This window comes from Lysinibacillus telephonicus (assembly GCF_003966145.1).
GTDB lineage: Bacteria > Bacillota > Bacilli > Bacillales_A > Planococcaceae > Ureibacillus > Ureibacillus telephonicus.
Genome location: NZ_RXNR01000122.1, coordinates 1 through 4046, shown reverse-complemented (window position 1 = coordinate 4046; position 4046 = coordinate 1). Strand labels below are relative to the sequence as shown.

Sequence of the window (4046 nt, the reverse complement as noted above, 5' to 3'; positions counted from 1 at the left end):
TGCCTCCAGCTTCCTTCAGATTCCGCGTCGCCACGGACACCCTTGCTCTTAGCTAACCTCTACTTCTGTCTTCGGGGTTCGGGACTTGCACCCTATAGTTCATACGCATGCCGGGCGCACGCCAGTAAAAAACTCTATGGAATTATCCATAGAGTTTTTTTAAGTAATAATTATTATTTAACGTAAACTTTAACAGTTTGAGTTTTACCATTAATAGTTAATGTAAGGTTGAACGAATCACCTTCAACAACACCGTTATTACCGCCTACATAAATTTTAGTTGAAACAGTACCATTTGAACGTACTTCAACATCGTCATCATTTGCTGAATTAATATCAGAAATTGTTAAGCCGAGTTTTTGTTTTCCACGGAAGAAAGTAAATTCACCAGTAGATGAGTTAAAGTCATCATTATCTAAATCTTCACCATATTGATCTTCTATATCAAATGATCCTTGTGATAATAATGCTGCATAAATATCTGTAGCAGTGATTACTGTATCTCCACTAGTTACATTAATATCTAATGATTTCAACAGATTACCATTTAATGAATCTGCATCCTCAAGTTCAAATGATGCAACTTTTGGTGTTGCTTCAGCAAGTGTGATTTTATGTTCAATTCGAGATCCATCACCATTAATTACTACAGTAACATCTGTTTCAATACGATCACCAGCATCGCTTAGATTAGTACCAATTTCAGTAATATCTGCTTTTACATCTACTTCATCTGTATCAGTAACTGTTAAATAGTCACCTGCTAGAACTTTATAAGCAATACCATCAGCTGGTAATTCTACTTCTACACCGTTTCCAAGAACACCATATACTTCGATATTAGCATTATCTGCAGGTGAAGCATCATCTTTACCATAAACTAATTCATCACTATATACTTTATAAGAATCAAAGTCGGATGCTTCTACTGTGCGAATTGTAGTACTTAATACATCAGTTACTAAGTTACCTTCCACGTCTCTAGAAGTTAAAGTGAATTCAACTGTAGCATTACCATCGATACCAACAAGATCTAATCCAGAAGTATCAGAAGATGTAGAGACATTATTTTCATTTAATGATTTGCCAGTAATAGTGTAGTTTTTCCAAGATGGAATTGGATTGCCTTCACTATCTCTAACAATGTTTCCATTACTATCTTTTTGGTATGAATCTGTATCAGAGAATTTGTCAAATACTCGACCATATTGATCTTCAATAACAAAATCATCGTAGGCTAACTCAAGTGTTGCCCCTTTATAGATATAAGTGTTAGAATTATCAGCGATTTTTACTAATGACTCTGGATGTGCATTAGGTTCGATATCAAGAGTAATTGAGCTTTCTTCGCCTGATTTATCAACCTCAATATCAATATCAAGCTCTTCTGCTTCGTCACCTAAATTATCTGCTGAATCAAAAGTTAAATATAATTGACCATCTTCTTCAATGAAAGTAAATACAGTAGATGCAGCTGCATTACCTAAAGCAACTCTATCAGCATCCCAGTCAATTTTAATTTTACCATCACGAAGATCATCGTTTAATTCAGCTGCATCTGTAATTGACTCTCCATTTTGGTCATATGCAAATACCGGTACTTTAACTTCTTCGTCACCAGCAACAACTTCATCTGGAGAAGAAAGTTCAATTTTGTACACTTCAGCACTATCAGTAACTTTGATTACAGATGAGCTCTCTTCACCAGTAGCTTTAGCACGGAATGTTACAGTGTTTTCTCCACCTACAATATCATCCTCGTCTACTTCTTCAGAATCGATTGCTATTGCGAAATACCATTTCCCATCAACATTCTTAACTTCAATGTCTTCTTCATCAACTAAAGCGAAAATGTCTTTGTTAGATACATCTACACGTAATCCATCTTGAACTTGTTCTAAAATTGTAGTATCGCCAGAAGCAACATTTTGTTTGTCAGCGTATTCTGGGTCAATCGTAGCACCGAATTGATCTTTAACACTGAAGATAATGTAGAATTCATCACCATCAATTAAGTTTTTAGTGCTTAGTTCCTCGTCTGTTGGGCTATAAACACCTTTAATTTCTACAGAACCTGGTTCAATTTCATCTGAAAGCACTACATCTTGATCAACATCAATTTCAACTTCACCATTTTCGTAAGTAAAGCTGATTGATCCTTCTGCATCATCATCTTCATCTTCATCAACCATTACAGAGATAACACCTTTATAACCAGCAGGGAACTCAATGCTTTCTTCATCGATACCACTGATTTTTAAGTCTTTATAGCGACTTGTTGGGATATCATCTGTAATCTCTTCACCATATTGGTTATAAACAGAGAAAGTAATACGTGCTTCTTTTGCAGTAGCTGTTTCAGTACCAGTTAAAACTAAAGTGCTTGAATTAAATTCGATTGAAGATACTTCTTCACGAGTAGTTTTAATTGAAGCAGTTAATTCTTTTTCAGCTACACCAGTTACTGTTAAATTGTAAGTTGCATCAACGAATTTAGTATCAACTGTTAATACAGCAGTTGTTTTGTCTTCGCTCCAGTCAACATCAGTAACGTTGATTGCAGTTGTACCACGAGCAAATGCGAATTTTGCAGCTTCTGTATCTGCTACAGGAGCGTCGAATACTACTGTTACTTCGTTAACTTTAGTAGCTGTTGCAGATTTAATTGCTCCAACTTCTGTAGATGGAGTGCCTTCAGCTTCGATTGTACGGTGTAAGAATGAAGCGAATTGAGCACGAGTTACTGTGTCTTTTGGATTGAAAGTATTAACGTTAGAAATTCCTAAGTTGCGTAGAGCTTGGATTTCTTCACGAGCTTCTTCTTTAGCAGTAGCAAGGTCAGAAACTGTTAAGTTTGTAGAACCTTCAGCTAATTCTACTAAAGATTTTTTGAATACAGCTTTGTAAGCACGGTCTAAAGTAAGAGCCATGTTTTCACGAGTGATGCTGTCGGCAGCATTTAAGTCACCATCAGAACCTAAGAATACGCCAGTGTCTTTTACTAAAGCAGCGTATTTTACTAATTCTTGGTCAGCAGCGTCAACAGCTACGTCGTCGAAGCGTTGAACTGTGTTGTAGTCAGCTGGGATTTCGAAACCTTGAGCTTCTACCCATTTACCAAGCATTTTAACAACATGTCCACGTGTTAATTGTGCGTTTGGTTTGAAAGTACCATCTTCGTACCCTTTAATGATGCCAGCTTCAACTAATGCGTTGATCGCTTCAGCATGTGAATTGTTTTCAGCAACATCTGGGAATGATGCTGCAGCAGAAGCTACAGGAACGATTGCAGATGCTACTAATGTAGCTGTTGCAGCAGTTGCTACAAACTTTTTGTATTTCTTTGGTTGGTTAGCCATAGAAAGATTTCCTCCTCTAATTCTAGTAATAATTTTAGTTATCCTCACTATTTATGTGTAGAAAACTATTACACATAAAAGTTTAGTAGTATACAAATGGTATGTCAATCATTTTTTAGCTTTAATTACAGAATTGCCTAAACTAATGCTATTAAATAATTACCATTTTTGTATTTTGGATAACATCAAATGTAATCCTATTATGACACAAATACACCTCTAAAACCAATACTTTCTTTCATTCTATTTTTTTACTATTATTTCAATATAATTATATTTATCAAAAGTTACATGAAATTAATAGATTTTGATATTAAATAACAGAAAAATAACTTTTGTAATATAATTATATTATTTATTTTATTTAAGTAATAGTGAGTTTTCTTAAATGAATTATTAGTATATGTAAAGAAATGCACTAATTTTTATCAACTTCGGTAATTTGTGTCTATAATTTTTTAATAGGTAATCTACCCGAATAAGTATATTATAACATTTATGGAATTATGCATAAAAATTTGATTTATTTTTTGCGAGGCAATTAGATGAATTTAAAAGGATTCTTTTAAGGTTCTATGTCAAATGTTGGGGTGAAGTGATATTACACGGCACCCCGATTATCCTAAATGAACCCCAATTTTCTTATATAAATTATTTAATAAAATTTTCGCTTTAAAGTGTTCATAG

At 34.3% G+C, this 4046-nt stretch carries 1 protein-coding gene; it reads right to left on the bottom strand.

The genetic code is table 11. From position 1 onward, the window contains the following. Positions 1-173: 173 nt before the first annotated feature. The gene (locus EKG35_RS20250; RefSeq protein WP_126296356.1) at positions 174-3359 is read right to left on the bottom strand and encodes an S-layer homology domain-containing protein; all 3186 of its coding nucleotides are present in this window, start codon (positions 3357-3359) and stop codon (positions 174-176) included. Positions 3360-4046 lie beyond the last annotated feature (687 nt).

Coding starts and splice junctions, on each gene's coding strand:
- EKG35_RS20250 (WP_126296356.1), bottom strand. CDS start 3,359: ATGGCTAACCAACCAAAGAAATACAAAAAGTTTGTAGCAACTGCTGCA.